The 26,901-nt window shown below is 41.7% G+C and carries 27 protein-coding genes; 16 read left to right on the top strand and 11 right to left on the bottom strand.

Annotated features, from left to right (window positions below; all coding sequences use genetic code 11):
- Positions 1–50: 50 nt before the first annotated feature.
- Positions 51–1,430, bottom strand: a complete 1,380-nt coding sequence (gene dnaA / locus DPG01_RS13310; protein ID WP_086210882.1) for a chromosomal replication initiator protein DnaA — start codon at positions 1,428–1,430, stop codon at positions 51–53.
- A 659-nt stretch (positions 1,431–2,089) separates the two neighbouring features.
- On the opposite strand from dnaA, the gene rpmH reads away from it, so the two are divergent.
- From rpmH to mnmE, 5 genes are all read left to right on the top strand, one after another.
- The gene (gene rpmH, locus DPG01_RS13305) at positions 2,090–2,224 is read left to right on the top strand and encodes a 50S ribosomal protein L34 (RefSeq protein WP_000831329.1); all 135 of its coding nucleotides are present in this window, start codon (positions 2,090–2,092) and stop codon (positions 2,222–2,224) included.
- 34 nt (positions 2,225–2,258) lie between these two features.
- Positions 2,259–2,648, top strand: a complete 390-nt coding sequence (gene rnpA, locus DPG01_RS13300; protein ID WP_086210881.1) for a ribonuclease P protein component — start codon at positions 2,259–2,261, stop codon at positions 2,646–2,648.
- Between the two features lie 9 nt (positions 2,649–2,657).
- Positions 2,658–2,978 carry a membrane protein insertion efficiency factor YidD gene (gene yidD / locus DPG01_RS13295; protein ID WP_086210880.1) on the top strand — a complete coding sequence of 107 codons (321 nt, stop codon included), beginning with the start codon at positions 2,658–2,660 and terminating at the stop codon, positions 2,976–2,978.
- 5 nt (positions 2,979–2,983) lie between these two features.
- Complete coding sequence (gene yidC, locus DPG01_RS13290) at positions 2,984–4,747, top strand: membrane protein insertase YidC (protein ID WP_110975413.1); 1,764 nt, start codon at positions 2,984–2,986, stop codon at positions 4,745–4,747.
- Between the two features lie 99 nt (positions 4,748–4,846).
- Positions 4,847–6,202, top strand: a complete 1,356-nt coding sequence (gene mnmE, locus DPG01_RS13285; protein ID WP_110975412.1) for a tRNA uridine-5-carboxymethylaminomethyl(34) synthesis GTPase MnmE — start codon at positions 4,847–4,849, stop codon at positions 6,200–6,202.
- A gap of 28 nt (positions 6,203–6,230) precedes the next feature.
- Here the strand turns inward: mnmE and DPG01_RS13280 are convergent, their stop codons facing one another.
- Both DPG01_RS13280 and DPG01_RS13275 read right to left on the bottom strand, forming a co-directional pair.
- The gene (locus DPG01_RS13280) at positions 6,231–7,394 is read right to left on the bottom strand and encodes an MFS transporter (RefSeq protein WP_110975425.1); all 1,164 of its coding nucleotides are present in this window, start codon (positions 7,392–7,394) and stop codon (positions 6,231–6,233) included.
- Positions 7,395–7,560: 166 nt separating this feature from the next.
- Positions 7,561–7,827 carry a metal/formaldehyde-sensitive transcriptional repressor gene (locus DPG01_RS13275; protein ID WP_086210901.1) on the bottom strand — a complete coding sequence of 89 codons (267 nt, stop codon included), beginning with the start codon at positions 7,825–7,827 and terminating at the stop codon, positions 7,561–7,563.
- 57 nt (positions 7,828–7,884) lie between these two features.
- Between DPG01_RS13275 and dmeF the strand changes: the two genes are divergently transcribed.
- Complete coding sequence (dmeF, locus tag DPG01_RS13270) at positions 7,885–8,859, top strand: CDF family Co(II)/Ni(II) efflux transporter DmeF (RefSeq protein WP_110975411.1); 975 nt, start codon at positions 7,885–7,887, stop codon at positions 8,857–8,859.
- Between the two features lie 109 nt (positions 8,860–8,968).
- A complete protein-coding gene (locus tag DPG01_RS13265) occupies positions 8,969–9,670 on the top strand; it encodes a DsbC family protein (RefSeq protein ID WP_087528464.1) in 702 nt (233 codons plus the stop codon).
- Between the two features lie 50 nt (positions 9,671–9,720).
- Here DPG01_RS13265 and DPG01_RS13260 read toward each other — a convergent pair whose 3' ends face one another.
- The 3 genes from DPG01_RS13260 to guaD form a co-directional block, all read right to left on the bottom strand.
- On the bottom strand, positions 9,721–9,972 hold the full coding sequence (locus tag DPG01_RS13260; protein WP_086210876.1) for a GlsB/YeaQ/YmgE family stress response membrane protein: 252 nt from the start codon (positions 9,970–9,972) through the stop codon (positions 9,721–9,723).
- Positions 9,973–10,145: 173 nt separating this feature from the next.
- Positions 10,146–10,673, bottom strand: a complete 528-nt coding sequence (gene hpt, locus DPG01_RS13255; protein ID WP_110975410.1) for a hypoxanthine phosphoribosyltransferase — start codon at positions 10,671–10,673, stop codon at positions 10,146–10,148.
- A gap of 225 nt (positions 10,674–10,898) precedes the next feature.
- Positions 10,899–12,215 (bottom strand): guanine deaminase, encoded by a 1,317-nt coding sequence (gene guaD, locus DPG01_RS13250; RefSeq protein WP_110975409.1) that lies wholly within the window; start codon positions 12,213–12,215, stop codon positions 10,899–10,901.
- A gap of 215 nt (positions 12,216–12,430) precedes the next feature.
- On the opposite strand from guaD, the gene DPG01_RS13245 reads away from it, so the two are divergent.
- Positions 12,431–12,904 carry a hypothetical protein gene (locus tag DPG01_RS13245; RefSeq protein ID WP_110975408.1) on the top strand — a complete coding sequence of 158 codons (474 nt, stop codon included), beginning with the start codon at positions 12,431–12,433 and terminating at the stop codon, positions 12,902–12,904.
- A gap of 381 nt (positions 12,905–13,285) precedes the next feature.
- On the opposite strand, the gene DPG01_RS13240 is transcribed toward DPG01_RS13245, so the two are convergent.
- The 3 genes from DPG01_RS13240 to DPG01_RS13230 form a co-directional block, all read right to left on the bottom strand.
- Entirely contained in the window at positions 13,286–14,446 is a 1,161-nt protein-coding gene (locus DPG01_RS13240) for a glutathionylspermidine synthase family protein (RefSeq protein WP_110975407.1), read from the bottom strand.
- Positions 14,447–14,449: 3 nt separating this feature from the next.
- On the bottom strand, positions 14,450–14,812 hold the full coding sequence (locus DPG01_RS13235; RefSeq protein WP_086210952.1) for a hypothetical protein: 363 nt from the start codon (positions 14,810–14,812) through the stop codon (positions 14,450–14,452).
- 184 nt (positions 14,813–14,996) lie between these two features.
- Positions 14,997–15,962: a TerC family protein gene (locus DPG01_RS13230; protein WP_110975406.1), complete on the bottom strand. Its 966-nt coding sequence runs from the start codon at positions 15,960–15,962 to the stop codon at positions 14,997–14,999.
- A gap of 397 nt (positions 15,963–16,359) precedes the next feature.
- Here DPG01_RS13230 and DPG01_RS13225 point away from each other — a divergent pair, with 397 nt between their 5' ends.
- The 3 genes from DPG01_RS13225 to DPG01_RS13215 all read left to right on the top strand — a co-directional run bounded on the left by DPG01_RS13225 (position 16,360) and on the right by DPG01_RS13215 (position 17,439).
- Positions 16,360–16,644, top strand: a complete 285-nt coding sequence (locus tag DPG01_RS13225; protein WP_110975405.1) for a GNAT family N-acetyltransferase — start codon at positions 16,360–16,362, stop codon at positions 16,642–16,644.
- 39 nt (positions 16,645–16,683) lie between these two features.
- The gene (locus tag DPG01_RS13220) at positions 16,684–16,968 is read left to right on the top strand and encodes a GNAT family N-acetyltransferase (protein WP_087528470.1); all 285 of its coding nucleotides are present in this window, start codon (positions 16,684–16,686) and stop codon (positions 16,966–16,968) included.
- 114 nt (positions 16,969–17,082) lie between these two features.
- On the top strand, positions 17,083–17,439 hold the full coding sequence (locus tag DPG01_RS13215; protein ID WP_171327417.1) for a hypothetical protein: 357 nt from the start codon (positions 17,083–17,085) through the stop codon (positions 17,437–17,439).
- Between the two features lie 64 nt (positions 17,440–17,503).
- On the opposite strand, the gene mpl is transcribed toward DPG01_RS13215, so the two are convergent.
- Positions 17,504–18,871, bottom strand: a complete 1,368-nt coding sequence (gene mpl / locus DPG01_RS13210; protein WP_110975404.1) for a UDP-N-acetylmuramate:L-alanyl-gamma-D-glutamyl-meso-diaminopimelate ligase — start codon at positions 18,869–18,871, stop codon at positions 17,504–17,506.
- Between the two features lie 255 nt (positions 18,872–19,126).
- On the opposite strand from mpl, the gene DPG01_RS13205 reads away from it, so the two are divergent.
- The 4 genes from DPG01_RS13205 (at position 19,127) to DPG01_RS13190 (ending at position 23,371) form a co-directional block, all read left to right on the top strand.
- Positions 19,127–19,465 carry a DMT family protein gene (locus tag DPG01_RS13205; RefSeq protein WP_004977754.1) on the top strand — a complete coding sequence of 113 codons (339 nt, stop codon included), beginning with the start codon at positions 19,127–19,129 and terminating at the stop codon, positions 19,463–19,465.
- Between the two features lie 191 nt (positions 19,466–19,656).
- On the top strand, positions 19,657–20,169 hold the full coding sequence (gene purE, locus DPG01_RS13200; protein WP_004697498.1) for a 5-(carboxyamino)imidazole ribonucleotide mutase: 513 nt from the start codon (positions 19,657–19,659) through the stop codon (positions 20,167–20,169).
- 15 nt (positions 20,170–20,184) lie between these two features.
- Positions 20,185–21,306 carry a 5-(carboxyamino)imidazole ribonucleotide synthase gene (locus DPG01_RS13195; protein ID WP_110975403.1) on the top strand — a complete coding sequence of 374 codons (1,122 nt, stop codon included), beginning with the start codon at positions 20,185–20,187 and terminating at the stop codon, positions 21,304–21,306.
- A 781-nt stretch (positions 21,307–22,087) separates the two neighbouring features.
- The gene (locus DPG01_RS13190) at positions 22,088–23,371 is read left to right on the top strand and encodes a lytic murein transglycosylase (protein WP_110975402.1); all 1,284 of its coding nucleotides are present in this window, start codon (positions 22,088–22,090) and stop codon (positions 23,369–23,371) included.
- 111 nt (positions 23,372–23,482) lie between these two features.
- On the opposite strand, the gene DPG01_RS13185 is transcribed toward DPG01_RS13190, so the two are convergent.
- Positions 23,483–24,610 (bottom strand): anhydro-N-acetylmuramic acid kinase, encoded by a 1,128-nt coding sequence (locus tag DPG01_RS13185; RefSeq protein ID WP_086210945.1) that lies wholly within the window; start codon positions 24,608–24,610, stop codon positions 23,483–23,485.
- 63 nt (positions 24,611–24,673) lie between these two features.
- On the opposite strand from DPG01_RS13185, the gene tyrS reads away from it, so the two are divergent.
- A complete protein-coding gene (gene tyrS, locus DPG01_RS13180) occupies positions 24,674–25,906 on the top strand; it encodes a tyrosine--tRNA ligase (RefSeq protein WP_110975401.1) in 1,233 nt (410 codons plus the stop codon).
- The last annotated feature ends 995 nt before the right edge of the window (positions 25,907–26,901 follow it).

Raw genomic sequence — 26,901 nt, 5'->3', positions numbered from 1 at the left:
TATGCGGCAGAACATGCCGCATTGCAAGAACAGAATTTGAACAATCACACTTAACTTTGTAGTAAGCGCTGTAAGTTTTTATAGTCCTCATTGAAGATCGGATCTTCATCTCTCAAACTGACCACTTTTTCACAGGCATGCATCACCGTACTATGATCACGCCCACCAAAAGCCATCCCAATTTCAGGGAAACTGTCGCCCGTTAACTCACGCGCCAAACCCATCGCCAATTGGCGTGGGCGTGCATAAATACGGGTACGTTTAGGTCCAACCAACTCTTTCAGTGGAATTCTAAAGTACTCACTCACCACACGTTGAATATTTTCAGTACTGATGGTTCGTGCACGAATCGCCAAGACGTCTTTTAAAGACTCACGCACGACATCTAAGTCAATCGCTGTGCCTTTAAAGCGCGAAATGGCCACCACTTTATTCAACGCACCTTCAAGCTCACGAACATTCGCAACGACTTGTTGTGCAATAAACAAGGCACAATTTCGCGGCAGTTCGACGTCATTGCTTTCTGCTTTTTTCAGCAAAATTTCAATTCGTGTTTCAATATCTGGTGGTTCAACCCCCACTGATAAGCCCCACGAAAAACGTGAAACCAAACGAGGGTCTAATTCAGTCAATTCTTTTGGATAGCGGTCAGAAGTCAAAATAATTTGCTTAGACTCATCTAAAAGTGCGTTAAATGTATAGAAAAACTCCACTAAACTTGCCTCTTTTCCTGCAAGTAAGTGAATATCATCGACCAATAATAGATCTAAAGATCGGCAATTTTTCTTAAATTCTTCCACTTTGCCCTGTTGCAAAGAGCTGACAAAATCCTGCACAAAACTTTCAGCCGTCATATACATGACGCGCGCATTAGGCTTGGCTTGCAATAAAGCATTACCAACCGCCTGCATTAAATGCGTTTTACCCAATCCAGTCGGACCATATAAAAATAATGGATTGTGCTGAGAAGCCCCCAACTGAGTCAAAACCTTACGACATGTTTCAGCAGCCATCTGGTTTGAACGCCCCTCAACAAAAAGTGAGAAACTAAATAAAGGGTTAAGCTGACGTTTACGATTATTTTTAGCAGGACTTTCGTCTTTTTCTTTTTTAGGGCGCTGCACAGGCGTAGGTGCTGACTCTAAAGCTGCAGTTGTGGTTGCAGGTTGTTCAGCCGCAGATAAAATCGCCCCAGGTCTTGAATCGACTAAAATTTCAACCTTACGCACACGTCCTTCAGAGAGTTGTTCAACTAAAATAGTAATCAACTCAAGATGGTGTTCTTGAATGTAACGTGTCCAATAGGGATTCGGCGCATACAGACGTAATGTGTCATTTAACTCTTCTGCAACTAAAGGGCGTATCCACATCGTAAAGACATTCCCAGATAGCTCTTGTCGCAAGCGAGTTAAGCAGTCCGTCCAAAGCATGTGAAACCCCTATTCATTCCATCGATAATTAATAAAAACACGAAGCACCCACCGAAGCGGGTCGCCATTCTAACCAAGTTATCCACATCTGTCATGGGAAATTCTGTCGATATTGCTCAAAAAGACTACTTATGAAAACAAATTTAAATTCAAATGCTATTGTGGATAAGTTTATCCTCAAGCTGTGGATAGAATATAGCATAAAGTTATCCACAAACTATTATTTTTATAAAAACAACTTTATCCACACCATATAATTATGTTTTTTAAATAGAAAAGTGCAATTTCCACAGAAAAATACAACCCTAATAGTAATAAATTTAAATTTATAAATTTGAATTTATTTATAAGAGCGCTGTTTTTGGGGATAACTTCGCTTGAGATATGAATTTAAATTTAAAGCATTACAATGTAATTGAATTTAAACAACTGTGGATAATTATGTGAATAATCTTGCTGATAACTTATATCACTTTAATAAACAATAATCTAGCTTGTGTATAATAAAAAACGCTGTGTATAAGAGATTTGAGCTTTTATTGCAGGCATACATTAAAAACAAGTTAATTTTGCAAGAAAATCTATTTTTCATTGACAGCTCAAGCAATGAACACTAAAATCGCGAACCTTCATTGAATGATCATTTTTGGAGTTTCGATATGAAACGTACATTCCAACCATCTGAATTAAAGCGTAAGCGCGTTCATGGTTTCCGTGCTCGTATGGCTACTAAAGCTGGTCGCCAAGTATTAGCTCGTCGTCGTGCAAAAGGTCGTCACAGCTTAACTGTTTAATCAATAGTTAACGCTTAAAGCGATTTTGGGTGTTATGACTACACTTTATGGCTTCAGCACAGAGGTTCGTATTCGCTGTGCTGCCGATTATAAAAGTGTCTTCGATGGTGCGCTTTTTAAAGTGCATCAACCCCATTTCTTATTTCTAGCAAAACTGACCGAACAACCTCATAGTCGTTTGGGTATTGTTGTTGCTAAAAAGAAAGTGCGTCGTGCACACGAAAGAAATAGAGTAAAACGTTTGGCTCGCGAAAGCTTTCGCTTGCATCAACAGCAATTAACTTTAGATATTGTGGTTATGCCTAAAATGGGGATAGAAACAGTGCCTAATGCAGAGTTGCACCAGCAATTACAATTTGCTTGGCAAAAATTACAACGTCTTGCCAAAAAGCATCAAAAAATAGCTCCCTCCCTGCAAAAGTAGAGATGGCCAATGGTCCGGTTACTGCATTGGTTAATTCGATTTTATCAAATTGCGATTAGTCCTTTACTTGGACCGCGTTGTCGTTATATCCCTACATGTTCTCAATATTCATTGGAAGCAGTCCATACACATGGTGCTGTGCGTGGTGTGTGGTTGGCTACTAAACGTATTTGCCGTTGTCATCCTTGGGGTGGATCGGGGTATGACCCTGTTCCAGCTAAAAGGATTCGTTTTATCTCTTTTCAGCAAATAGATTCTCAAAAGCGTCTGCTTGCTGTACCCTTTCGTGATTGTTTCTTGAACCAAAATCACTCTAACCACTTGGGGTAATAGATATGCAACAATGGGCCAGGTTTGCCATTCTCGGGGCCATGTTTGTTGTCGCTTATTTGCTTATTTTGGCTTGGCAAAAAGATTATGGACATGTGGCAACTCAGCAACAGCCTCAACAGGCTGCTGTAGTTTCGCATGAAGTATCTGCAGATTTGCCAAATGCTCAAACGGCTTCAGCAGCGTCTGATATGCCACAAGCAAATATCGCGACTCAGCAACCAGTTACAGAAGCTAAAGCATCTGTAAATCAACAGCTTATTTCAGTACAAACTGACCTTTATCATCTTTGGATTAACCCTAAAGGTGGTGATATTGTTCGTATTGAATTGTTAAACCATGACAAGAGCAAAGACAGCAATGAAGCATTTGTCATGCTGGAAAGTGATGCGAAACGTACTTATGTGGCGCAGTCTGGTTTAATTGGTCTTAATGGTCCAGACAGTAATCGTAGCGGTCGCCCGATGTATGAGATTGAAAAATCTGCTTATACATTAAACGATGCCAAAGCGGTTCAAACGGAAGATGGTAAAAGCATCAAAGTGTTAACTGTACCGATGGTACTGAAAACAGCGGATGGTGTGGAAATCATTAAAACCTTTACCTTCAAGCAAGGTGACTATCCTATTGTTGTGAACCATAAAGTGGTGAACCGCAGTGGTCAAAACTGGCAGGGTCAAATGTTTGGTCAACTCAAACGTGACAACTCTGAAGATCCAGGTAAGTCAGACCAAGGTATTTTCACATTGGGCACTTTCTTAGGTGGTGCTTGGGGTTCGCCAGATGAACATTATAACAAGCTGAAATTTGCTAACTTCAATGAAGAAAAATTGAATGTTGAAGCGAAAGGTGGCTGGGTTGCTATGGTTCAGCACTATTTCGTCAGTGCTTGGATTCCAGGTGACTTAAAGCTTACGCAAGGTAACGGTCAACCGTATGTTGCAAAATTAGAATCGCGTAAGTCGACTGATGATATGAATATCATTGGTTTTACTTCACCAACAATTACTGTGCCTGCAGGAACAGTGGCTGAGATTGATGCGACTTTCTATTCAGGCCCTAAAGTTCAATCTGAGCTAAAAGAATTAGCAACAGGTTTGAACCAAACTGTTGATTATGGTTGGTTATGGCCAATTGCGAAATTGTTGTTCTTGGGTCTTGAGTTCTTCCACGGTTTAGTGGGTAACTGGGGCTGGGCAATTATTCTGTTAACGGTCTTGGTGAAACTGATTCTGTGGCCATTGTCGTCTAAGAGCTATCGCTCAATGGCGAAAATGCGTGTTATTGCACCTGAAATGCAACGTATGAAAGAAGAGTTCGGTGAAGACCGTATGCGCTTCTCTCAAGAAATGATGGCATTGTATAAACGAGAACAAGTCAATCCGCTTGCTGGTTGTTTGCCATTGTTATTACAAATGCCAATCTTCCTTGCATTGTACTGGGTATTGATGGAGTCTGTTGAACTTCGTCATGCACCATGGTTACTTTGGATTCAAGATTTGTCAGCAATGGATCCGTGGTTTATTTTACCGCTGTTGATGGGCGCAACCATGTTCATTCAGCAGTCTTTAAATCCACAGCCTGCAGACCCGATGCAAGCCAAAGTATTCCGCATCATGCCGATTGTTTTTACAGTCTTTATGCTGTTCTTCCCTTCGGGCTTGGTGTTGTACTGGATTGTCAACAACAGTATCACGATCATTCAACAAACGTTGATCAACAAATCTGTTGAAAAAGATCGCTTGAATAAGGAAAGTGCGTCGAGCTAATCGAGGCAACTTTTCGCGAAAAGCTGAATAAATCCGCTTAAGATGGTAATCTTAGGCGGATTTTTCTTTGCGCGTTTTTAAGATTTTTAGGTGAATGTTATGTACAACCGAACTACGATTGCTGCCATTGCAACACCACCTGGGCGTGGTGGTGTCGGGGTCATTCGCCTATCTGGTCCTAAATCGTACGAGATTGCACAGGCCTTGACTCAAAAGGACTTACCGAAAGCGCGTTTTGCAGGTTTTCGCCAGTTTTATGATGCATCTGGTGAAGTGATGGATGAAGGCTTAGCGATTTGTTTTCCGAACCCGAATTCGTTCACTGGTGAAGATGTGGTTGAGTTGCAAGGGCATGGTGGCCCTGTGATTCAAAATGCTTTACTGGGACGTTTGTTGGAGCTTGGTGCAATTGCTGCAAAAGCCGGTGAGTTTTCCATGCGTGCTTTTGAAAATGGCAAACTGGATTTGGTACAGGCGGAAGCGATCGCTGACTTGATTGATGCGACATCACAAGCGGCTGCACGTTCTGCAGTACGTTCATTACAAGGCGCATTTTCAACTAAAGTAAATCGCGTGCTGGAGCAATTGATTCATCTACGTTTGCATGTGGAAGCTGCAATTGATTTTCCTGAAGAAGAAATTGATTTTCTTGCGGACGGGAAAATTTTAAATCTTTTAGATGGTGTTACGGCTGCTGTGAACCAAGTGCAACAATCGGCTCGTCAAGGACAGTTACTGCGTGAAGGTTTACAAGTGGTCATTGCAGGGAAACCGAATGCGGGTAAGTCATCACTACTCAATGCTTTAGCGGGCATTGAACGCGCCATTGTGACGGATATTGCAGGTACGACGCGGGATGTCTTACATGAAAAAATTACCCTGAATGGTTTACCTATAACACTAACCGATACCGCGGGTTTGCGTGAAACAGGTGATATTGTAGAAAAAGAAGGGATCCGCCGTGCCATTAAAGAAATTGAGCAAGCCGATCTGTTACTTTTGGTTTATGACTTAAGTCAAGGTGAAGACCCACTCAAACTGGCGCAAGCATATTTTGCTGAGCATATTGAACCGAAACGTTTAATGCTGATTGGCAATAAGTGTGATTTGACGGAAACAACATCACATATCGAAGATTTTAACGGCTTTCGTCATATTATGGTTTCGGCCAAGCAAGAAACTGGCGTTCAAGCGCTCATAGAAGCGATTACAGCGCATGCAGGCTTCCAGCCAGAAGAAGATACCTTTATTGCGCGTACACGCCATTTAGACGCAATGAAACGCACTCAGCTTTATCTTGCTGAAGCCCGTGAACAATTGGTGGTGTATAACGCAGGTGAGTTAGTCGCAGAGTCGCTCCGTTTGGCACAAAATGCCCTCGGTGAAATTACAGGGGGCTTTAGTGCGGATGATTTACTTGGGAAAATTTTTGGATCGTTCTGTATTGGAAAATAACACTGCTATTGATGAAAAAACCCTCTGATTAGGGCTTTTTCATATTTAAAGTTAGAGGTGTACTGCTCTGATGTGAAAACCACAGATAAAAACACAATATACCAATAGCAATACAAAAGCTGATCACTGCGAAACTTAAGCCAAAGTGATCTGCTAGATAGCCCACAGCCACAATGGGCACAATCGTACCTAAATAACCGATAAAAAGATAGGTTGACATTACAGCCGCTCGGTTTTCTGTGGTGGTCATGGCATAAATCAGACCAAAAGCACCAATCAAAGTTAAACCGTGCCCAATTCCCACTAAAAAATCGCTGATAAAGAAAAATATACTCAGTTGAAACAGCATACACAAAGCTAAAATGCCTAGGCTTAGGATCAAGGTGATTAAGCCATAGTTGAGACACTGATTAGCAGGTATGGCTCTGGCAAAATACTGCACCACGGCAGAGATAATCAAAATACTGGTAATGGCTGAGCCACTGACGAGTGGGCCATGCCACGGCAGAATATCACTGACAAATGACGGAGATAAAGAAGCAAATAAGCTAAATGCAGCAAAGGCACTAAATGCGGTAAATCCAACAATCAAAAACAACTGATGATATTGTACTTCTGGTCGGAGTAGTTTCGGAGCAAGACTAAAGGGCTGTACTGTAAACGTGGGAGATTGAACCCAAAATAAGCCAAAGAAACACACTACAGCACCAAGAATAACGGGGAGATAAGGGCTGACCAAAGGGTATTCTGAAAATTGAGCAATCAGGCCACCAATCAGCGGGCCTAAGCCAAAACCTACTGCGGTAATCATCGAACTCAGTTGTGGCGCTATTTGTTGATGACTTTTCGGTACGGTATACATTAGTCCCAATAAAGCTGAAGTGGTCATCAAACCAGACGCAATACCAATAATAAAGCGCCCCAAAGACAGGATTAGAGCATTAGAAGCATAGACAGAAATCACCAATCCCACGGTGATAAATACCAGCCCCACTTGTAAGGTACGTAGATAGCCGATGCTATTACTGGTCCGTCCAAGAAAGAGTAATGTGGCAAGACAGCCGAACATATATGCCACAAAAATATAGGTGATTTGGCTCGGCAGTAAATGCCATAAGGCTTGGTATAGGGGGTAAAGCGGACTGGCCAAAGCTGTCCCCATTGTTCCCATCATTAAAGCAAGGCTAACCATGCAAAATGGACGCCAAGAAGTGGTTGTTGTCATGCAAATGCCATGAGGCTCTCTGTCAAAACAAGTGATCTGTTTAAACAGTGAGAAGAAAATGATAGAGAGCAACAGTGTATCGGCTTGAGGAAAAAATGGTCAACTAAAAACTTGAAAAAGAACGCAATAAAACTTAGCCGTAACGTTTCAGCAGTTTTAAGAACTCAGCTAACTCTTCTTCATTGACCTGTTCTGCATGTGCTAAAACATGATGGCGTAAGTGGGCTTCAACGAGTTCATTCATTAGCCCATTGACTGCACCTTTTATGGCAGCAACTTGTTGTAAAACGTCGATACAACTGGCTTCTGGATGCGCAATGGAGTGCTCAACAGCGTTCACTTGCCCTTGTAAACGTTTTACGCGGTTTAAAATTTTTTTATCTTTATGCAAATGACTCAACACATTGCTCCAAAAAATAAATATACTGTATGGGAGTATATTGGTGAATGATTTTAAATGCAAAATAGCCCATCACGTCAGCACACGCATCATTTTGATGAAGGTAATCCACTGGCCCAAAAACGGATATTAATCGCGACCATTTTAACGGCAGTCATGATGTTATTAGAAGTGATTGGTGGATGGATTTTCCAATCAATGGCTTTACTGGCAGATGGTTGGCATATGAGTTCGCATATGCTGGCACTGGGTTTGGCGTATTTTGCCTATCGTGCTGCACGGCATTATGCCCATGATCAGCGCTTTAGTTTCGGCACATGGAAAATTGAAATTCTTGCAGGTTACAGCAGTGCTATTTTGCTGATGGTAGTAGCAGGTTTTATGGCTTTTCACTCAATTCAACGCCTTTTTTCGCCTGTACAAATTCATTATAACGAAGCAATTCCAATTGCGATTTTAGGCTTATTGGTTAATTTAATCTGTGCATGGTTGCTGCACGATGGCGACCATCACCATCACCATCACCATCACCATCACCATCACGCTCATGATCATGCAGCAGAAGTACATGCCCATCATCATGATTTAAATCAGAAAGCTGCATTTATGCATGTGGTGGCAGATGCTGTGACGTCTATTTTTGCTATTATTGCTTTGATTTTTGGTAAGTATTTTGGTTGGGATTTTCTTGACGCTGCCCTTGGGATTGTGGGGTCAATATTGGTGGCAAAATGGGCATGGAGCTTAATGCAAGAAACGGGAAAAACCTTGTTAGATGCTGAAATGGACCATCATGTGGTGGAAGAAATTCGCGAGGTAGTGGCAGAACTACCACAAACGACTTTGACCGATTTACATGTTTGGAAAGTAGGTAAAGGCAAGTTTTCATGTATTTTGGCTTTAGAAACAACATCGGATTATTGTGCAGATCAGGTGCGTGAGATGCTGTCGATTCATGAGGAAATTGTTCATGTTTCAGTCGAGATTAACTCTATTTTATTTGATGTTCCACGTGAAACTTTGGTCGGTTGATCGTTCTGTCATGTTGGGTTTCGGTAAAGCATAAGAAAAAATGATTCAATGCTTGAATAATACACTCTACACTAGCGCCGTGGTTCTCCGATTGAAAGAGCAAAAAGTGATGATAAAAAAACTGGGTTTGGCACTACTTACAAGTGCAATTGCAAGTATGAGTATGGCCAGTGTAGAAAGTGTTCAAGCCAACTTAAAAAAGAATTATCCAAATATTAATGTTCAAAATATTCAAAAAACAGAAATGTCGGGCATTTATAGCGGATCTTTAGATGGCGAAATTGTGTATTTAGGTGAAGCGGCTGAGCATGTGATTGCAGGTTCAATGGTGCGCTTAAAAGATCAGAAAAATTTAAGTGCAGCTTTATATGTGCAACAAAATTCGCTCGATTGGAATAAGCTGCCGTTAAAAGATGCCATTAAAATGGTTAAAGGCAATGGGAAACGCCAATTGGCTGTTTTTTCAGACCCGAACTGTCCTTACTGTAAGCAGTTAGAGGCTGAGTTGAATAAGCTGAATGATGTGACCATCTACACTTTTATTTACCCCATCAAGGCACAATCAGTTGCACCATCGAAGCAAGTATTTTGTGAAGCAGACCCTGCCCTTGCGTGGAAAAATTTGATTGCGAAAGGAACTCAGCCGACATCGAAAAAACCGTGTGCTAATCCAATTGAACGTAACTTACAATTGGGACAGAGCTTAGGCTTACAAGGAACGCCTGTGGTTATTTTCTCAAATGGTTTTAAAGTGAATGGCGCTGTGCCTTCAACCACCATTGAAAATATGTGGCGTGAACTGGGCTTATAATAGTCCAAATATAAAAAGCACCTGAAAAGGTGCTTTTTTTAATGGATGTTTTAGGCTTTTTTGGTGACCATGTTATAGATGAATAAAATAATGATGGCCCCAATAACTGAAGCAATAAAGCCTGCTGCCGAGCCTTCACTATAGAGACCAAGTAAACGACCGCCATAGGTAGCTAAGAGTGAACCTGCAATCCCCAGTAACGTGGTAACAATGAAGCCTGCTTTATCATCACCTGGATGAATGGCACGCGCGATGAGACCTGCAATAAAACCTACGACAATAGCAACAATAAGTGACCACATGAGCCAACTCCTTTTTTTATCATGTCTTTGTTTTTAAATCATGTGCAAAATTATCATCGGGCATAATGCGACTATGCAGTAGAGTGAATCTGCTAAAAACTGTATGTTTTATGTACTTATGTGATAGTGAAAATAAAAAAAGTGGCCTTCGGCCACTTTTTTCTCGATAGGTCTTAAAGACCAATTTCACCAATAAAGGGCAAATGACGGTACTTTTGGTCGTAGTCTAGGCCATAACCAACGATGAATTTATCTTCAACGTCAAAACCTAAAAACTTCACATCGAGTTCAATTTCACGGCGTGAAGGCTTGCTGACTAAGGTGCATAGCTCAATTGAGTTTGGAGAACGTGTTTCTAAAATTTCTAATACTTTGCTCAAGGTGTTGCCTGAGTCGATGATATCTTCAATCACTAAGATATCTTTACCGCGAATTTCACCATCTAGGTCTTTTAAAATTCTTACATCACGTGAAGATATCGTACCGCCGCCATAACTCGATACCGTCATGAAATCGAGTTCATGTGGTTTTGAAATGCTACGACATAAGTCTGCCATGAAAATGACTGAACCACGTAATAAACCAATCAGTACGAGTTCCTTATCACTGTTTGCATAATGCGCATCAATTTGTGCACCAAGCTCTTTTACTTTCGCTTGAATCTCTTCAGTAGAAATCATTACGCTCATTTGAACGGTCATGGGTAGATACCTAAAAATTAAAAAAAATCAAAAATAAAAAAGGCGTTGACCTGCAACACCTCTATATATGCATTAATTTTAATATATCTCTAAACGAGATGCACCCCCTTTTGCCCGCTGAAAATGTAATCATTGCATTGTAGGCGGGATGCAGCTTGGTTTAGAGGCAAAAATCAAAGTCGTTTCAAAACTTGATTAACCGCTTAAATTTTTGCTATTTGCTGCTTAGTCTTGCAGATAAGCCTTCTGACCAAAAATATAAGTCGCATGAATATTGCGGTCATCACCCATAGTCATCAGAGCAAATAAAGCATCTTCAATCCCTTTTGCACGTTGCTGACGTAATGCTTGCAACGCGGTTGCTTTGAGGTCGAGCACCACAAAGTCGGCTTCTTTGCCTACATTAAAGTTACCGAGCTTATCATCCAAGCTCAGTGCTTTGGCACCGCCCAGCGTAGCGTGGTAGAGCGATTCAAATGCGGACAGTTTATCACCTTGAAGTTGCTGTACTTTATAGGCTTCATTGAGGGTTTGTAGTTGGTTAAAAGAGGTTCCTGCACCAATGTCTGTACCAAGCCCAACTTTTACCTGCTTTTCCCAAGTCTTGTTTAACGGAAATAAACCACTACCTAAAAAGAGGTTGGAGGTCGGACAGAAAGCAATGGCCGAGTCAGTCTGATGCATGCAGTCCCACTCTGCGTCTTCTAAATGCACGCAGTGGGCAAAGACCGAATGTGAACCCGTTAAGCCAAAGTGATGATAAACATCGAGATAACCTTGCTGTTCTGGGAATAAGTCTTTCACCCAAGCGATTTCATTTTTATTTTCACTTAAATGCGTATGCACATATACATCTGGGTATTCAGCTTTGAGCTGCCCTGCTTTAGCCAATTGCTCTGGTGTTGAGGTTGGGGCAAAACGTGGCGTAATTGCATATAGATTACGGCCTTTGCCATGCCATTTCTCAATCAGTGCTTTAGAGTCTGCATAAGCACTTTCAGGTGTGTCACACAGACCTTCAGGTGCATGACGGTCCATCATGACTTTACCTGCGATCAGACGCATCTGGTGCTGCCCAGCCGCTTCAAATAGTGCATCGACTGATTCGCTATGCACAGTACAGAAGACTAAGGCTGTGGTGGTGCCATTTTTCAGCAGTTCTTGCACAAAGAATTGGGCAATCTGGTCGGCATAGGCTTTATCGGAAAATTGTAATTCGGTTGGGAAAGTATAGGTATTGAGCCATTCGAGTAGCTGTTCGCCATAGGCCCCCACCATTTCTGTTTGTGGAAAATGAATGTGGGTGTCGATAAAACCCGGCACAATCAATTGTTCATGATAGTGCTGAACCTCGACGCCAACAGGAAGGTGCTGTTGCCCCTCCTGCCAAGATCCAAACCATTGGATTTTGCCATTGTGGCTAATCAGTAAACCATCTTCTACGTAACGCACTTGGTCGTGAATTTCACGCGCTTGGGCAACCGTATTCTGAATATCTAGGAAGCGACCGCGAACCGCCGTCGTTGCAACTACAGAAGACATTTTAAACCTGCGTTTTGACTTTTTTTCGATTGATTGTACCGCAAACTGGATATTTTTCACGGCTATTTACGGAAGTTTTTTTATGCTATGCATAAGCACACGCTTTGGACTTAAATGATTCAATCTATTCGCAAAATTTTGCTGAGAAAGTCTTTATCTTTAAATGCTGAATCAGTACAGTGTCGGCATTGATAAAATAAGAGACCATGACCCGCATGTATTTTTGGAATACCAAAGCATTAGCACATGAATTATCTAGCAATACCCTCGATAAAAAGCATTATAAAAATTATTACTTAGTCACCGCCTTATTGGTTTCAGTGGTGTATTACTACGGCATGTATTCACCCTATGGTGATGTTCGTGTGATTGGTGTTGAGGGACTTTTGACCTTATTGATTATGTATATTGGGATTCAAAGCACTTATAAAGCCAATGGCGGCGATGAGGGTGAGCATTTCTTAGGTCGAATCACAGCCTTGTCTTTTCCCATTTTGGTACAAACCACTGTGGCGGGTGTGGTATTTGGTGCAGTGTTATTGGGGCTTTATTTTGCTTTTAATCTAGAAGGCACGGCGTTTGATCATTGGTATGAATGGACTATTTCGCTATTTACCATCTTCCTGCAAATCTTGTTTTTCACGCGTTTGGTGTCTTATATGAAGCGGGTTAAAGCACATACCATTTAAGCTTGAAAAAAATATTGTCTTCGAATCTATGCCTGTCAGTTTTAGAGTTGACAGGCATTTTCTTTTTCAATTTAAACTTTATTTGATAGACGCAAGCGTCATCCGCAACCTGCGTAGTGTTTGGAATAGATTGTTTTTGCAATACAGATTTTTTAATTATAGAACGTGAGCAGGTTTTGCAGAGGACAAATGCTTTCTTTACGAAACTTCGCTTCTCATTTGGCGAAACAAAAGAATAAATGAGCTCCCAGTATTGAATTTAAAAAAGATAAGACTCCGCCGTGAATAACCTAAAAGTGATAGTGCTTCTACTAAAACGCCTGAACAGAGCCGTATTACTTTTTGGACACCTATTTTAAATAGGTGATTTAGAGCGCCACTTTATTCCACAAAATAATGCGCAGCAAAATGCGCATCATTGCCAATCACATCAAACACATCTTCACGCAGTGACATCCCCGCACATTCATCCCCGACCATCCAAAGTCCCAAGGTAGGCAGCATGCCTTCATGCAACGGAGTTTTTACCCAGCGTTGCATGACATAGCCATATTTGTCGTAGTCATCGAAGTAAAAACTCCCTGAGGCTGCACCGCAATCGACATTGTTTTGTAGGATATGAATATTTGCGCCTTCGCGCGCTAAGATGGGCTTACGCACCCATTTCCCTGCATAGTGAGCGTGTGCATCATAAGCGTGGGTTTCTAACAACAATGGATGATTTGGAAAGCGTTTCCATAGCTCGATCAACAGGGCTTTATTGGAGAGTAGCATTTTCCAACACGGTTCAATCCATTCGGTTGCGGGTTTGAGAAACTGCGAAAAATTTTCTTCCCAAATCCATTCCCACGGATACAGCTTAAATAAATGCTGAATCTCTTGCTGATGCAAATCGACGAAGGCTGTGCCATTCCAACCGATGTTTTCCATCGACAGTTCGCTGACATTTAAGCCTGCCTGAAAAGCGGTATCCATGAGGTATTCTAAATTGCCCCAATCTTCACGCCCTGCTTCTTGGCAGGCTGCAAAATGGACACGGCTACGCGCAGGATAGAGCTGTTTCCAACGCTCAATTAGCTTTTCATGAATGCTGTTGAACTGATCACGGTTTGCAATATTTTCGACCTGTTCAATCCAATGCCACTGTGCAACAGAGGCTTCGAGTAAACCCGTTGGCGTATCGGCGTTGTATTCCAGCATTTTGATGGCTTGACCATCATAGGCAAAATCGAAACGGCCATAGAGCATCGGCGCTTGGTTATTCCATGAGTGCTCAATCAAAGGAATCGCTGCTGGGGGGAGTTGAAAATATTCGGGATAATGACCGCGTTGAATCATGTCCCCTGCCACTTCAAGGCACATCTGGTGTAATTCGTTCGAGGCATCTTCAAGCTGTTCAATTTGCTTGAGGCTAAACTCATAAGCCACCCCTTCTGACCAATATATTGAACCATCCCGCGAAGGCAAGTTGTAGTAGTCAAAACCAATCTCTTGATGCATCTGTTGCCAGTTTGCACGCTCAGGCAGTAGAACTCGTTTCATGTATTAACCTCCGAACGAGCCTCCGCCACGGCCGAAGCCTCCCCGAATGGGTTGGGATTTGGCATGGCTAAAAACGTGAGTCGAGATTTTGGGTGCGCCTGTCGAATGTCGTCCACGTGCTTTCATGACTTGACCTAAGTAACGGACTTTACGATTATTTTTATAATATTGTGGGCCGATATAAACCCCAGTAGAACCACTATAGCTTGATTCGCCATTTTCATTAGCAGGTTCGCACAGTTCAAAATGCCAGTCTTGGTAGCAGTTGTATTGGTTATTATAAACATCCTGTTGTAGGGTTTTAGAACCGCTACATGCCGTGAGTAAAACCGGCACCACAACAAGAGTTAATTTTTTGGTACGCATGGATGAGCAACCTTCGGGTTGTTTTATTATTACAGGTAAAACCAAGGGTTTTAAGCCCGCTTATCATAGGGAGCTGTCTGCACAAAGTACAGTACATTTACATAGAAAATCATAGGATTAAGTCTTGTGCATACTAAAATTTGGTCATAAAAAAGCCTTCACAGTGGAAGGCTTTTTTAAAAGATTAGAGGGTGGTTTGATGATGTTTCTTACTGTATCGAATCGACAAGATCGCAGTAATGCTCAGCACCAACACAATAAAGCCCAGTGAAATCCAAATTGGCATATGGAACACATCCAACATCAGCATCTTAAAGCCAATGAACACCAAGATAATACCTAAACCATACGGGAGATAATGCATCTTGGTTGCTGCACCAGACAACAAGAAGAACATCGCACGTAGACCCAAAATCGCCATTAAGTTTGCTGTTAACACAATAAACGGATCAGAAGTCACCGCGAAAATTGCAGGAATGGAATCCACCGCGAAAATTACATCCGACGCTTCAACTAAAATCAACACCAAGAACAGCGGCGTTGCCCACAACATCCCGTTTTGACGGACGAAGAATTTATTGCCGTGCATTTGCGGGGTAATCCGCATATGTTTACGTAGCCATTTTAAGATCGCCATATCTTCGATATTGGTTTCTTCTTCGCCCTGCCCTTTGAAGAATTTGAAGCCCGTATAGACTAAGAAGGCACCGAAAATATACAGAATCCATGAGAACTCTTGCACGAACCACGCGCCAATAAAAATAAAGATGGTACGTAGAATAATCGCGCCCAAGACACCGTAAAGCAGTAATTGGCGTTGTAATGCAGGTGGGATGGCAAAAGCAGCAAAGATCATCAGCCAGACAAAGACGTTGTCGACGGCTAAAGATTTTTCAAGTAAATAGCCTGCGAAGTACTCCATGACCTTGGTATTGGCCACAGTGACACCTGCAGTTTGTTGTAGATACAGCCAGAGACCTGCACCAAAGAGTGATGCGACGGAAACCCATGCAATACTCCATAACGCGGCTGTTTTGATTTTAACTTCTTGGCCTTCTTTTTGTTTAAAGCCTAAAAAGTCGATCAGTAGCATCACAGTAACAATGCCGAAAAAAGCAAGGTATAGCCATAAATTGCCGATAGATTCCATGAAATCCTCCACATCCAGCAATCGGCCACAAAAAAACCTTGACCTGCTGCCAGATGAAATAAAACATCTGTAACAACATGATCAAGGTCTTGCCTACATTTTAGCGTATGTATTTTGTGCGCTAAAATGCTCAGATACCGACTTTTTGCAAAGTGTAATGACGATAATCTGACACGTGAAAGTGATGCATAGCATGGATTTTTCACGTTTGGAGGAGGCTACTCCCCTTGTTCAACATAAATTTGGTTTTGGGTTTGATCCAAAAGTGAGCTAAGCATCGCATATTTTTATGGTTTGAGCAAATATTAAAGAAAATTGTAGATGAAATATAAATGAGACAAAATTTTACTTCAATTTGTGGCAATCTAAAAAAACAGTAAACCGAAGAGGAATAATAATGAAAATTCAACATCAAGAAACAGGTAGTAAAGGCGAAGTTTTTGTCGAGCAAGACCATGATCGTGTGGCGGAAATGACTTATAGTTGGGCTGGGGGTGATAAATTTATCATTGACCACACTTGGGTCAGTGAGTTACTGCGTGGGCAACATGTGGGGCGTCAGTTATTGGATGTTTTGGTTAACTTTGCTCGTGATAAGGGCGTGAAAATTTTACCTTTGTGTCCTTTTGCCAAATCGGTATTCGACAAAGATCCATCTATTCATGATGTTTTATTCCACTAAGATAGAAAACTATAAATCAATCCATTCAATGAGTGTGCTATGCAATTTCAACATGTAGATCGTGATCAAAAAGGTGAGTTTTTTTTAAATAATGCAGACGGTCAGCGTATTGCTGAAATTAGCTATATTTGGCGAGATGACACAACCATTGATGCCAATCATACTTGGGTCGATGATTCACTACGGGGTCAAGGTGTGGCGCGTTTGCTATTGGATACTCTGGTTGATTTTTCACGTGAGAAAAACCTGAAAATTATCCCGACTTGTTCTTATGTCGATGTGATGTTTCGCCGTGAGAAAAGTTTTGAGGATGTTGCGGCTTAGTTGTTCATGGCATTCACTGCGGTTCTAAGCGTTAAGCTAAAATGAGATCAATATAGCTGCCATTGCAGTTCTAATTTGTACTTTGCAGTGCTGAAGATAATGGAATTAAAGTATATGAAGACGCTTTTATCTATTGGTCTATTTAGTTTAGTTGCCCCCTTATTGCATGCTGAAGACTGTGTAAAATTTGAGGAAAAGGCCGAACAAAAAGAAGTCCAGATCATCCCACGTTGGGGCATGAAAGTGATTGTTCCAACCAGAGTGTATTTTCATTCAGCACCGAGTAATGCTTGTAAAATCAAAGATCTGTTTATGATTAAAAATGACCATATTACTGCTTATAGCACCTATGATGATGGCCAAGAACAGTGGGTTTCGATCATGTATTTCAGCAAGCGTTTGGGAGACACGGTTCAAGGTTGGGCAAAACTAAAAGACTTTGAATATACGGGCACGATGTCTGGTTTTTAATTGAATAAGCTTGTAAAAAAACCGCAGATTGAACTGCGGTTTTTTTCGTCTAAGAGAGAATAGCTTACTCTGCGTTTAAGGCGCTGATCAATTTCTGGTGTAAACCACCAAAGCCGCCATTAGACATGATCACGACCGCATCGCCCTCACCTGCATCACTGACAATGGTCTGGATAATGTCATCTAATGTACGTGCAACTACGGCCTTGTTCGGTGCGGCTGCAATGACAGGTTGTAAGTCCCAGTCCAAACCTTCTGGCTGATACCAAATCACTTCATCGGCCAAACGTGCAGAGTGCGCAAGTCCATCTTTATGGCTTCCCATGCGCATGGTATTTGAACGTGGTTCAATAATCGCCCACAACTTACGCTCTCCTAAACGCTTACGTGCGCCTTCTAGCGTAGTATCAATTGCGGTTGGGTGATGGGCAAAGTCATCATACACTTCAACGCCACGTACCGTGCCTAAAAGCTCCATACGGCGCTTCACACCACCAAAGTTAGACAGTGCTGCGCACGCTGTTTCAATGCTCACGCCAACGTGTTCAGCCGCAGCGATAGTCGCCAATGCATTGGCCACGCTGTGCTGCCCTGTCATGTTCCATTGCACGATGCCTTTTACCACGCCGTGTTGGAGTACTTTAAAATGTGAACCATCCGCACTCAGTTGTTCGGCATACAATTCAGACTTGTCGTGAGCCTCTAAAGAGGTACGAACCACAGGTGTCCAACAGCCCTGTTCTAAAACTTCATCAATATTGCTTTCAGTAATAGGCGCAATAATACGACCTTCGCTAGGAATGGTACGAACCAAGTGATGGAATTGTTTTTGAATCGCTGCTAGATCATCAAAAATATCGGCATGGTCAAATTCAAGGTTATTTAAAATGGCTGTTTTGGGATGGTAATGCACGAACTTCGAACGTTTGTCGAAAAAGGCAGAATCATATTCATCAGCTTCGACACAGAAGTATTTGCCAGCACCTAAACGTGCACTTTCAGAGAAACCTAAAGGTACACCGCCAATGAGGAAACCTGGCTCTAAACCCGCCTGATCCAATACCCAAGCCAACATGGTGGTGGTGGTGGTTTTGCCATGCGTGCCTGCTACGCCAAGTACGTGTTTACCTTGAAGTACATGATCGGCCAAAAATTGCGGGCCTGAAATATAGGGCAAGCCTTCATTGAGCATGTATTCAACTGCATCAATCCCGCGTTTCATCGCATTGCCCACGATGACCAAATCTGGATGAGGTTGTAAATGACTGCGGTCATAACCTTGCATTAAAGTAATGCCTGCATTTTCGAGCTGGGTGGACATAGGAGGATAAACGTTTAGATCCGAACCCGTCACTGTATGGCCAAGATCACGTGCTAAAAGCGCTAAAGACCCCATAAAGGTGCCACAAATACCCAAAATATGCAGATGCATTCCGCCTCACTCCACTGCTTTTATAGACACATCACGTATTGTTGGTGCTGTTGTCGTGATTAATTCGATGTGAAAGCAACCATAGCAAGGCGCTTAGCGAAAAGATAGTGATTCTTGTATCTAATCGTTTAATTATTCTGCGGCTTGAACAGCGCTTTTATTTTGTAAAAAAATCGGCTGAAAAGTGCAATATTTGCTGAATTTTCTAGCAAAAAACGTACAATAAAATGCTCCTAAACTCGGCGATTTAGCTTCATGTCCCTGCCCTTTATTTTATTGATTATTGCCAACTGTTTTATGACACTTGCATGGTATGGACATTTAAAATTTTTACCGGGGGTGCCGCTTTGGCAAGCCATTTTATTTAGTTGGTTCATCGCGTTGGTGGAATATAGTTTTATGATTCCTGCGACCCGTATGTTGTCACAGCAAGGCTGGTCGATGGGCGAAATGAAAATCACCCAAGAAGTGGTGACGTTATTGGTTTTTGTCCCCTTTATGCTTTTCTTATTCAAACAGCCTTTTAAGCTCGATTATTTGTGGGCGGGACTGTGTTTATTCGGTTGTGTGTATTTTGTTTTTCGCAGCCAATAAATCAAAAAATGAGCTACTGCCCTATTTTTATTTAAGTTTTATGCTACGCCATAAAAAAATAAGAAAAATCTGCATTTAGTTTTACGGTTAAATTTTGGAGAGCTGAAAAATCAGTCTATAATACGGGGCTCTTATTAAAGCTTGGCGCTAGTCGAGATTTATCTCTCTTAACTATCTCTGGAAACATTGCAATGAATGCGGCCGCTTCACAAGACACTCCTCTCGTTGGAATTATCATGGGTTCTCAATCAGATTGGGCCACTCTCGAACACACTGCTAATATGCTTAAGCAACTTGGCGTCCCATTTGAAGCGGAAGTTGTGTCTGCGCACCGTACGCCAGATCGTCTTTTTGAATATGCTGAACAAGCACGTGACCGTGGTATCCAAGTGATTATTGCAGGTGCAGGCGGTGCGGCGCATTTACCAGGAATGTGTGCGGCGAAAACTGATTTACCTGTACTGGGTGTACCAGTGAAGTCTTCGATTTTAAACGGTGTTGATTCACTGTTATCCATTGTACAAATGCCAGCGGGTATTGCAGTGGGCACCTTGGCGATTGGTCCAGCAGGTGCAACCAATGCTGCGATTATGGCAGCGCAAATTTTAGGTCTAACACGTCCTGAGATTGCAAAAAATGTAGCAGATTTCCGTGCTGCACAAACTGACAAAGTCGCAAGCAACAATATTCCAGGCCAAGCTTAATACGGGGCATTCCTCATGAATAAAACCATCGGTATTTTTGGTGGTGGGCAGCTGGGTCGCATGATGGCGCAAGCGGCTTTGCCACTAAATATTCAATGTACGTTCTTTGATGTGAGTACAGACTGTCCTTCAGCGGCTTTAGGAACGGTGATTTCAAGCAAAACTGAAAACGGTTTACAAGACTTTATTGCTAGCGCAGATGTCTTCAGCCTTGAGTTTGAAAATACGCCTTTGTCTGATGTTGATGTTTTGACCAAGCAAAAAGATATGCATCCGCCACGTCAGGCTTTAGCCATTGCACAGCATCGCTTGTCTGAAAAAGCGTTATTTGATGCGCTTGAGATTCCTGTTGCACCTTATAAAGCGGTAGATTCACTAGAAAGCTTAAACGCTGCGGTTGCTGAGTTAGGTTTACCGATTGTGCTGAAGACAGCCACAGGCGGCTATGATGGCAAAGGTCAGTTTGTATTGCGTTCTGAACAGCAAATTGAACAAGCATGGGCTGAATTAGGTCCTGCAGGCAGTTTAATTGCAGAAAGCTTTGTGACTTTCTCACGTGAAGTCTCAATCATTGCGGTACGTGGTCAAAATGGCGATGTAAAAACGTGGCCATTGGCTGAAAACCATCACCATCATGGTATTTTGTCGCACTCGATTGTCCCTGCGCCGAATAGTGCGGACTTACAACCCGTTGCACAAGACTACATCACTCGCCTATTGAATCATTTGAATTATGTTGGCGTATTGACCTTAGAACTGTTTGTTACAGACCAAGGTTTGTATGCCAATGAAATGGCGCCACGTGTGCATAATTCAGGACACTGGTCGATTGAAGGCGCAGTATGCTCTCAGTTTGAAAACCATATTCGTGCAGTCGCAGGCTTACCCTTGGGTTCCACTGAAGTGGTTCGCCCTACGGTCATGATCAATATTATTGGTCAGTATCCACAGTCTGAACAAGTCTTGGCCTTAGAAGGTGTACATCTACATCTTTATAATAAGCAAGAACGTGAAGGTCGTAAGATTGGTCACATGACTTTAATGCCGAATGATACCGCTCAACTCACGACGCTATGTCGTCAGTTGGCGAAAATTTTACCGAATCCATTGGCACTGAGCGAAGATATGACCATCTAAAGCTTCAGTTGTTGTTAAAAAAGGCGATCACAAGAGTGGTCGCTTTTTTATTTGGATTCATTCAGGCATGATTGCGCCTCTTCGATAAAAGTAACCGTTAATCGGATCAAAATTAAAATAAATTGCGTGTTTTTTTATCCGTTTAGATAAAATTAGCGCATAGAAAAATAAACTGAAAGCAAAATAAAGCGAGTTTTGTACAGAGATGCACGTTTAAAACAGAGCCCACAATTGAATGTGACACTGATTTTCACCTAAAAAAGCTGAACCAGCAGAAATCTCAGTTAACTTGATTCTGTGGATATCTTTTTAGGCGTGTTTTGAATTTAAAAAATAGAAGTAAAAAATTTGAATTCAAAAGCGCATTTTAAATTTAAATCGAATGTTTAAATTTAAAAGCCTTGATGCTGTTTGAATTTAAATTCAAAAGAATAAATTTAAAGACCGCTGAATGAATTTAAAGTTTTGAATTTGAAAATGTTGAGTTTGGTTTCTGATGGTTGATTCTTTTTATATTGTTGATTATTAACATTAAAGATGAGTTGTGGATAAATAAATTCAAATCAAGATGATTGAATTCAAAGCACGTTTTGAGCTGGAGTTTGTTTTTGAATTCAACGGCTGAGGCTTGTGGTGTTGTGGGTAAGTGATTTTAAATTTAAAAGATGATTTTGAATTTAAATTATTATCAATATTCATTTACGTTTTGATTCAGAAAAGTGAAATTGAAAGTGTTAAGGTAAAACGCATAATTTAGAGATAAAGAATCATTAGGGATTTTATGCACCGTTTTGCTTTTCTTTTAGGTTCAATTTTTTTAGCGGTGACTCAGGCAAATGCTGAGCTTATTATTAATGGTCAAAAAGTTGCGGGCGGTTCAAATGTCGCAAGCTCCGATTATAGCCCTCAGAACTTATTTCAAAGCTGTATTGCCAACTTAAAAAGCCAAGCGATGGCGAATGGTGTGTCTGCATCCACTTATGATCGCTACACGCAAAATTTAACGCCTGATTATTCTGTGATTGAAAAATTAAATTACCAACCTGAGTTTTCCACGCCGATTTGGGATTATTTGTCAGGATTGGTGGATGATGAGCGTGTTGCGGTCGGTCAGCAAAAATTGGCGCAGCATCGTGACGTGTTGAATCGGGTTGCGGCCGCGTATGGTGTGCCTGCGGAGACTGTGGTTGCCGTGTGGGGCGTTGAAAGTAATTTTGGTGATATTTCAGGTAAATATCCATTATTACAAGCTCTGGGTACATTGAGCTGTGAGGGGCGCCGTCAAAGCTATTTCCGTGGTGAGTTTTTTGCCGCGATGCGTATTTTACAGCGTGGCGATTTAACTGAGTCGCAACTGAAAGGTTCGTGGGCAGGTGCGTTTGGTCATACCCAGTTTATGCCATCGACGTATGAAGAGCTGGCGGTCGATTTTGATGGTGATGGACGCCGTGATTTGGTGTCGAGTACCACAGATGCTTTGGCATCAACAGCCAATTTCCTCAAAAAACGCGGCTGGCAAACCGGGCAACCTTGGGGATTTGAAGTAAAAAATCCGCAAGCGATTTCTCTGAGTGGTGAAAGTCGTCGCAATAAAAAGCCCTTATCTTACTGGATGCAAAATGGCTTGGTACGCGCAGATGGCTCAGCGTTAGTTCAAGGCAATTTATCCTCTAGTTCGCAAGCGGGGCTGATGGCGCTCGCTGGTGAAAATGGTCCACTGTTTTTAGTCTTTAAAAACTTTGATGCAATCTATAGTTATAACGCAGCAGAAAGTTATGCATTAGCGATTGCGCATTTGTCAGACCGCTTACAAGGGCAAGGCGGGTTTACTACAACTTGGCCAACTGATGATGCAGGCACTTCGCGTTCTGAACGTCGTGAAATTCAGCAGTTTTTACTGAATCGTGGCTATGATATTGGCGCGGTGGACGGTTTGATTGGTGATAAAACGCGCCAAGCGATTCGACAGGAGCAGATTCGTTTAGGTTTAAGTCCGACGGGACGAGCAGGGCAACAAATCTTAAAAGCCTTCCGTCAGGAAAATGCCAAGTTAATGATGCGTTAACATTAACAGGAAAAAATCGTTGATATAGATAAAAAGCCAGTCAGGTGAATAACCGACTGGCTTTTTTGATTTGCTTATGTTGCGTCTAAAGGACTAGAAGCGCTGTGATGTTTAAACCGCAGTAATCGTTCCAAGAATACGGTCGCCCTGTGCGCCTGTCACTGCGGGTAAGTTGCCATTGAGTTGCTGGATAAAACGCATAGCCAACCAAGCAAAGGCGGTGGCTTCCACCCATGTTGGGGCTAAGCCAATCGCGGAGGTCGTTTGTACAGACCAATTGTGCTTACGTAAGCGCCAGCGTAGTTGTTCTAAAAGGTGTGAATTATAGGCACCACCACCACAGACATAGACTTCACCGGTATCCATGTCAGAGCGGTAGATGGCTTTTTTTATGGCGCGTGTGGTGAGCTTCATTAAGGTAGCTTGAACATTTTCGGGGCTGTCTTCAAGTTCGTCGTATTCAAGGTCATTGCGCCAGTCAGCAATTTGTTCATCTAACCATTCAAGGTTGAAGTCTTCACGACCAGTGCTTTTCGGTGGTTCTTTGGAAAAATATTCATGGGATTGTAGACGATCAAGCAGGCTGCGAATCGGATGGCCGTAAGCTGCCCAATTGCCATTTTCATCGTAAGGCTGCCCAGTAAAGCGTTCACACCAAGCGTCCATTAAAATGTTGGCTGGGCCTGTATCAAAACCGTAGACCTGATCAGGTTGGCCTGCGGGCAACATACTGACATTTGCGATGCCACCTAGGTTTAAGATGACGCGATGAATGCTTTCATGTTGGAACATATCTTGGTGAAACGCAGGAACCAGCGGGGCACCTTGTCCACCTGCGGCCATATCACGACGTCGAAAGTCTGAAATCACCGGAATTTGGGTGATTTCAGTGATGATGTTTGGGTCACCAATTTGCAGGGTAAAGCCATGCTCTGGGCGGTGGCGAATGGTTTGTCCATGTGAGCCAACAGCTTTGATTTGACTACGATCTAAATGACTTTGTTCAATCAGTTGATTGATGCCTTCACCAATCATTTTTGCTAAAGCCACATCTGCCTTACCCATACGGTCGATTTCGTTGTCACCAGGCAAAGTGAGTGCCATCAGTTCATCGCGTAAATCGGGATCGAAAGAAAGAGTGAGGGTGGCATGAAGCTGCAATGGATCAAAAGAAGCAGCAACAATATCAACACCATCCATGCTGGTGCCGGTCATTACCCCAATATAGATCGCTGTCATGATTATTCTAAAGCCTGCAATGTGCTGAAAAAGTGTTAGTATATCGCACAAATTGAATAACTGATGTGTTTGGGTTTTGTGATGTCAAATTTCCTGCCGGCTGAAGAACAACTTGCTCTCATTCAACGAGGCACGCATGAAATTATTTCTGAAGAAGATCTTCTGAAGAAATTAAAAGAAAATCGTCCTTTAAAAATTAAAGCGGGCTTTGATCCGACTGCGCCTGACTTGCACTTGGGGCATACGGTTTTAATTAATAAACTGAAAACTTTCCAAGACTTGGGTCATGACGTGACCTTCCTGATTGGGGACTATACCGCGATGATCGGTGACCCGACGGGCAAAAGTGCAACACGCCCACCATTGTCGCGTGAGCAAGTACTTGAAAACGCAAAAACCTATCAAGAACAGGTGTTTAAAATTCTTGATCCGAATAAAACCAAAGTACGTTTTAACTCAGAATGGTTTGCAACCAAGACAGCGGCTGATTTAATTCAGTTGGCATCACAGCAAACGGTTGCACGTATGCTTGAGCGTGATGACTTCACCAAGCGTTATAACAACCATCAACCGATTGCAATTCATGAGTTTTTGTATCCATTGGTTCAAGGTTATGACTCGATTGCTCTTGAGGCAGATGTGGAGTTAGGCGGTACAGACCAAACCTTTAACTTATTGATGGGGCGTACACTGCAAGGTCGTTATGACCAAGAAGCGCAAGTCTGCATTACGGTGCCCATCCTTGAAGGTTTAGACGGTGTGAACAAAATGTCTAAGTCTTTGGGTAATTATATTGGGGTATTTGATGCACCAGGGGCGATGTATCAAAAAGTTCTTTCGATGCCAGATGCTTTAATTGAACGCTATTTCGATTTACTCAGCTTTAAATCCGTTGAAGAAATTAAAGTCCTGCTAAACGAAATTGCTGAAGGGCGTAATCCACAAGAAGTGAAGAAGATTTTAGCACTTGAGTTGGTAGAGCGTTTCCACGGTGCAGAAGCTGCAGAAAATGCACATAAAGGTGCAGGTAACTTGATTACTGAGGGTGAATTACCCGAAGGGACACCAGAAGTAACGATTTCACGCGCTGAATTTGGTGGCGAGTTATTTATTGCAACGATTCTTCGCGTAGCGGGCTTAAACCCAAATGCAGCAGCAGCAAAAGATGCTGTGGGTCGTGGTGCGGTCAAAGTTGACTGGAAAGTGGTTGATATGAGTTTCTCTGTTAAAGAAAATGTCACTTTAATTATCCAGTCGGGTAAAAAAGCCATTGCAAAAGTCACTTTTACGGACTAATGCTATTCATCTATAAATGTTAAGTTGTTGATATAAAAGCAGGCTTCGGTCTGCTTTTTGTTTTTTATGCGTTATAAAAAAATCAAATAACCAAATTCAAAAAAAACCTTATAAAAACAATACTTAAATTTTCCCTTAAATATTGCAATTTAAAATGAGAGTGTATAAGATTTCAACGCCTAGTTTGTGTTTTAACATATCTAGAGGGTCAATAGGAATAACTCTCCACAGTTTTCAAGTCTCTTCCCCAAGGGACTTTTTTTAAGATAACTATAATAATGACATCTATGGATCAGATAACGATCTAACTCAGAGGAAGAGGTTTTGGGAGAGATCTCTTCCTTTTTTATTGGCAAAAATTTAGTTTTTAAAATCAATTACACGCAGACAAAGAACGAATTGCCATAGATGTTGAGTACAACGGACTCATTTAATACGAGTTCGTGATATAGCACTGTGTTTTCTACTTATATCCAGATACTTCGTATTATTAAGTTTTATCGCAAATATTGTTGCAGCACTGTTTTGAATTATCTTGAATGAGGTATAGATAGAAGAGGGCTTTTTATTATTTGCATTAAATAAAAGACAAAAGAAGTATTTGCGCTTATGGAAAGCAGAGTCCTTTCACATTTTTAACTGGAAATGTGGGGGAATATAGTGATTTTGGGATGTAATGTTTGTACTCAATATAAAAGAGCGACATCTTTAAAAAAAATACTGTCTTGAAATATACAAATCAAATGAATCGCGGAATGTTCAGTCTGAAAAGGGTTGCTCAAAATTTACTGGAAATTAAGTGGCAAGCCAAAAATAAAGCCTACTGATTGAATTTTAAGCCTGAAAATAGATTTAAAGATTGGAAACGAAAAGCTTATCTTGTAAAAAATAAGAGAAAAAATTATAAATATGATCAAAAAATAGATGAAAAATACGATTTTTGCTGGGTTTTGTAGAAAAAACCAACGCCTGTTTCAAATAAGTGAATTTGGGGG

The organism is Acinetobacter sp. WCHAc060042 (assembly GCF_003231195.1).
GTDB lineage: Bacteria > Pseudomonadota > Gammaproteobacteria > Pseudomonadales > Moraxellaceae > Acinetobacter.
This window is presented reverse-complemented; position numbering and strand designations above follow the sequence as displayed.